The sequence below is a fragment of the Psychrobacter sp. Ps1 genome (assembly GCF_022129425.1).
Lineage (GTDB): Bacteria > Pseudomonadota > Gammaproteobacteria > Pseudomonadales > Moraxellaceae > Psychrobacter.
Window position 1 is genome coordinate 1 of record NZ_JADQAN010000048.1, and the last position, 5,033, is coordinate 5,033.

Genomic DNA, 5,033 nt, shown 5'->3' on the forward strand with positions numbered 1-5,033 from the left:
TGTAGCTTTATGGGTCGATAGACGTAGCTTTATGGGTCGATAGACGTAGCTTTATGGGTCGATAGACGTAGCTTTATGGGTCGATAGACGTAGCTTTATCAGCACTATACGCCTTTAACAGTAAAGGATAGCGAGGACTTAAAAGCATTTAAAAACATTAAAAACATTAAAAACATTAAAAACATTAAAAACATTAAAAACCCTTTTCTTTTTTTAATTAAGAAGAAAAACAAAAAGCGATAAATAATGCTAACGTCTAAAGCTCATAGTATTAGATCGAATCTGTTGTTTAGCAACACTAAAACCGACGTTTATAGCCTTCTGTTGATCCTCAGACAGCTCTTTGCCATAACTGCTCATAAATGTATTTAAAGAGCCTTGTAGAGCCTCTGAATGCGTTCTATATTGATCAGCTTGGTGTAAATCACTTAGACCTATCAAACTATGCTTAAATTGCTGACAAGTATCGTTAATCGTGTCGGTACGATGTTTAATGGCTAACGCTCTATTCAGCTCTTCGTTTGCCTCATCGTTGATATAACTATCCAGTGATTTGATATAACGGGGTGCTGATATGCTCTTAGCTATCATTCTACTGACTCCACCAACATTACCTAAGTCACCTCTAGTCTTGCTATCAATGGCTTCGCGCTCTTCATCTAGATTTTTTATGAAGGTGTCATAATGTATTTTGATGGCATCGTACTGGTCACGCTCTGCCTTTGGATCACGAAGCAAGTTAATGATGGCTTTGTTCTCAGTGACGAGTTTCGAGTCGAACCTGTCGATCATTCTTGTCATATAATCACGAGGATACTCATCATTCGCTTTGTTTAAACCGAGCCTTTCAGCGAAAGCATCAAGTAAATCGCTTTGTCGATAATCCAGTTTATCAGGGTAGTCATCTGAGCTTTCACGGAAACCAGGTCTGAGTCGATTTTTCTCCCTTACGCAGGGGGCGGGGGCGAAATAACCTAAAGCAAGAAATGGAGTTGGCATTTTAAATTATCTCTCTCAGTAGTCACAAATTCTCTAGGACACTTGGTATGACTGCCACAACAGATTATTTGGTATATAAATATGTTGCTTCTATATATAGTGTCATTGCTATCCAACAAAAATAGGGTTTTTCTAATAATATTTAGGAGGTTTTTGCCCTATGAATAGTTTTAAAAGGATTTTGGTTATGCTGATTTATAATCATATTAAATAAGAAGGCGTGTCTATGAAGTTTGTTTTTGAGAAAATTGCTACGTTTATTTTGGGGTTAGTCTTCTTATGGCTTTTATTTATGTTCTTAGGCTGGGTCTGGGATCATAAAGGAGCAATATTCATGCTTATAGTTGGAATGTTCGCTATAGGTATAGTAGTCCTCTTTTTAAGTAATAAAGATACGAGTGCCGTTAATAAAACTGAAGAAAGTCTTCATTCTGATAAAAAAGAAGTACCAACACTAGACATTAAGCTAGATAAGGCAGAGGTAGGTATGAATGAATTAACTCATATGTTGCAGATAATAGACCCTGAATATATTCAAAGTACACTTTCACGAATATATACAGATGTAGAAAGAAAAATCGGTAGAGGTATAAGCCAAGACGAGAAAGCTCTAATTGCTGTAGCAATATTCATAGGCCTAACTCAAGCACAAAGTGATAGCAACTTCCGTATTAAAAAAAGTAAATCTCTTGCAAGGGCAAGCTCATTAGCTGTAATGCGAGCCTTAGCGTTTAACATTGATGAAGAAGCTTCGACAGGTATTTTTAGAGAGAAGTTAGATATTTCACAAGCTATTTTAGATAAAGAAATTATCAATACTATTGATAATAATTTGGATGATAGCAATTATTCAAGAAGTACATCTCGCGTCGTGCTCTTAGCCACTACTGAGTTCTTACATGAAATAGGCTTCGATGTTTGGAAAAACAAACTTGATATTGATAGGATTGAAACAAATGTAGGGATCTTATTGAACAATGTATTAAAAATAGTAGCAGGAGATGGTACGGATGAGGAGTCATACATATTATTCAGGATTAGTCTAGATCTCTGTAAAGCTTATAGACTGTACAATGAAGAATCAGATGATTTTGTCGCTTTATATTATACAAGCTAATAAACCACTCAAGACAGAATACTTACCGAGACTACTCCAGGTTCTGTGTGAATTTCACTTAGATTTAAGTCATATTGATACAGAACAGACTTTTTGGGTAAGAAACACTACATGATATAAAATAACGATTGAATATATAAGGCAGTCTAATGAATAAACAATTGTATAGTTCAGCGATAAACTTGAAAAATAAGGGCGATTATGACGAAGCTTATATTCTTTTAAAGCAATACCATGACCTATTAGATGACCCTAGTTCTGATTTAGTTAAGACTTTAGCAGAAGTTGCTTATCTTGCAGGTAGATTTGACGACTCAACTATTAATTGGATAAATTGCATAACCTATTCTATAGTTGATTATATTGAATCACTTCCTGAGTCAGGCATAGTAGATAATGGTATTCCTAATGAAATGGCTAGTTTATTTGGTATGCCTGCTCAAACACCTCACACCAAACAAAAATTAAATGATTTAGCTTATAGAGAGGAACTCGTATCTAAGTTCTTTAGTAAATGTATACACTTAGGTAATGCTTATATAGCTGCTAAAGCGGATGTTGGTGCAAGAGATGCTGTTGTAAACCTATTAATAAGTCATGACTCTAGTCTTACGCCTTTTGATGCGGCTAAGATATTTGATCATAACGCAGCTTGTTATAGAGCAAGTTTGATTAGTAAGGATACTAAACAACAGCCTTCTAATATAGGAGTTAAATCATGTAGCCTGAATTTCAACGATCTTTATTTCAACCAAGGTAAGAATACTGCAACTCAATATGTTAATTGGGATTATATGATGCAAATGTAAATTTAAGAACGATACTTCTAACCTAATTTATACTTACCCTTTTTTATATATTTTTGTTACATGTAATAAAAGCAAAGAGGAAAGTTTTATTCTAAACTCTAGAATAAAACTTTCCTCTACTATTATTTTCCTTTTTTAGATACATAAACACTATCTTTAACTAACCTTGATATATCTTGTCTATCTATGTTTTTTTCTAAGTAGGCCTTTTCTTCTAATTCTAAGACTGTCTCATATTCAGATTTACTCAATGCGATTTTTAAATTATTCTTTCTTAAAATGTCATAGAAAGCACCGTTAAAATCATGAAATAATGAACCGACTATACTTTTCCCAAACTTTTGATGTGGGTTTACATTTCCTTTGCTATCTAAGAGAAATCCCTCACTAATAAAGTAATTGCCATCTTTAAGCCAATAAATATATTTATCCGGTTTAAATTCTTCTTTTCTATATGCGTTTAAGTATGTATTTTCATAGGTGTGACTGTAATCGTCGTATTCATCTTCACCTATAGTGTAGTCAAAATACATATTGCTAACATCATTCGGTCTTCCACCATGAAAGATCTCATCTCCATACATTGAATCATCTCTATCTTTGGATCTAACGAACCATTCACCTGGCGACAAGTTTTTATAGAAAAAATCTATTCCTAATTGGTCTGCGATGGTTCTAACCATATTTTCTCTAGTCATATCTAGATCGTATGCATCATCTATCAGTTCTTTAATAGCTTTGTATACCTTGGTGTTATCGCTTTCTTCTAATCTACTCCTCTGTTTCAGTGCTCTGGTCAAGTCTCCATATAAAAGAAGTTCGCCAGAGTTAGTTCTTACTAATTCCAAATTGTTTCTTACGGTTAAAATCCTCTTTCCTGAAATAGTTAGATGCTCTCCTTTATGAATTACATTATAGGTAGGATCGAAAAAACCATCAAAAAAACCCATACTTCCTCCTTAATTTTATTTAAGATAACATATTAAAATTTATATGATATGTAATAGCGGTCAATAATCTAGATAATCTCTAATAGGACGCCTACCAAACTGTGAAGCGTCTTTTTTAAGGCGATTTATCATCTCAAACTCCCAACCACGATCGCTTTGACCTGCTGTACTAGTGGGGCTGACCATGTGATTATAGTCAGTAATGAACTGAGGGTTACGAGCAATGCGCCCTAATTGCTTATCGTTTAATCCTTCAACTGTGAACATATCTGCTGTATTTATACCCCTTTTCTCAGCCTCAGTAGTGATTTTTTTCTTACTTTTCTTAACCTTGAATTTAAATGTAAAACCTACAATTACACGTCCATCTTTATGTTGATCATAATCAGCTTGAATATCCGTATGCTTATTTATTTGATTGACGGCATGGTCTAAAACTCTAGCCTTGAAGTTATTCATTTTCTTGTATTGCTCAGTCTCAACACCTAGTTTCTTGCGAAGGTCATCCACTGATATTCTGTTAGTTTTACCGATTGCCTTCCATTGCATCATCAACTCATAGAGCCTGATTGAATATTCACTCTGTAACTCACTAACCTGCTTCAACTCATATTCAGTGTATTGCTCGCTAAGTCTTGTTATCAAGGGAATAACTGCATCTGTGAATTGTAGCTCAACCATACCAGCATCATCAATGTAGGTTATTTTCTGCACCCATCTGATCACATGACGAGCTAATTTTCCTGTCTGTTCGTGAATGTCTTCATACTCAAAATGAGCGTCAAACAATCCACTGGTAGCACTTTTTAGTGCATCGTATGAGGTATGCTTTTCCACTTTGAATTGTTCTTGATAGCTCTTGGCTTTAATTTGTAGGACACCTCTAGCATCAATCAACTGTTTTTGTTCTCTAGCCTCGATGATTGCTAGGAAAATAAGGCGCTGTTCAGGTATGCCAAGAGAATAGCTGGCACTGATTAATCTATTATCTTTAGTTATTAGCTGTTTATCGCTCATTTCATACTTTCCATAGTGAATGATATAGATACTATAACCCATAAAGCTACAAAATGTATAACAGTGTAGCTTTATGGGTCGATAGACGTAGCTTTATGGGTCGATAGACGTAGCTTTATGGGTCGATAGACGTAGCTTTAT

General features: G+C 34.7%; 5 protein-coding genes. 2 read left to right on the top strand and 3 right to left on the bottom strand.

Annotated elements, in window-relative coordinates:
- Positions 1-249: 249 nt before the first annotated feature.
- Complete coding sequence (locus tag I3249_RS12925; RefSeq protein WP_238070231.1) at positions 250-999, bottom strand: hypothetical protein; 750 nt, start codon at positions 997-999, stop codon at positions 250-252.
- 226 nt (positions 1,000-1,225) lie between these two features.
- On the opposite strand from I3249_RS12925, the gene I3249_RS12930 reads away from it, so the two are divergent.
- Together I3249_RS12930 and I3249_RS12935 are read left to right on the top strand one after the other, a co-directional pair.
- Positions 1,226-2,116 carry a hypothetical protein gene (locus I3249_RS12930; RefSeq protein WP_238070232.1) on the top strand — a complete coding sequence of 297 codons (891 nt, stop codon included), beginning with the start codon at positions 1,226-1,228 and terminating at the stop codon, positions 2,114-2,116.
- Between the two features lie 149 nt (positions 2,117-2,265).
- Positions 2,266-2,925, top strand: a complete 660-nt coding sequence (locus I3249_RS12935; RefSeq protein WP_238070233.1) for a hypothetical protein — start codon at positions 2,266-2,268, stop codon at positions 2,923-2,925.
- A 122-nt stretch (positions 2,926-3,047) separates the two neighbouring features.
- Here the strand turns inward: I3249_RS12935 and I3249_RS12940 are convergent, their stop codons facing one another.
- Positions 3,048-3,875: a hypothetical protein gene (locus tag I3249_RS12940; RefSeq protein WP_238070234.1), complete on the bottom strand. Its 828-nt coding sequence runs from the start codon at positions 3,873-3,875 to the stop codon at positions 3,048-3,050.
- 60 nt (positions 3,876-3,935) lie between these two features.
- A complete protein-coding gene (gene repM / locus I3249_RS12945) occupies positions 3,936-4,892 on the bottom strand; it encodes a replication initiation protein RepM (protein ID WP_238070235.1) in 957 nt (318 codons plus the stop codon).
- Between the last annotated feature and the right edge of the window lie 141 nt (positions 4,893-5,033).

Excerpts from the sequence above, each read along its gene's own strand:
- I3249_RS12925 (WP_238070231.1), bottom strand. The coding sequence starts at position 999 with ATGCCAACTCCATTTCTTGCTTTAGGTTATTTCGCCCCCGCCCCCTGC.
- I3249_RS12930 (WP_238070232.1), top strand. The coding sequence starts at position 1,226 with ATGAAGTTTGTTTTTGAGAAAATTGCTACGTTTATTTTGGGGTTAGTC.
- I3249_RS12935 (WP_238070233.1), top strand. The coding sequence starts at position 2,266 with ATGAATAAACAATTGTATAGTTCAGCGATAAACTTGAAAAATAAGGGC.
- I3249_RS12940 (WP_238070234.1), bottom strand. The coding sequence starts at position 3,875 with ATGGGTTTTTTTGATGGTTTTTTCGATCCTACCTATAATGTAATTCAT.
- repM (WP_238070235.1), bottom strand. The coding sequence starts at position 4,892 with ATGAGCGATAAACAGCTAATAACTAAAGATAATAGATTAATCAGTGCC.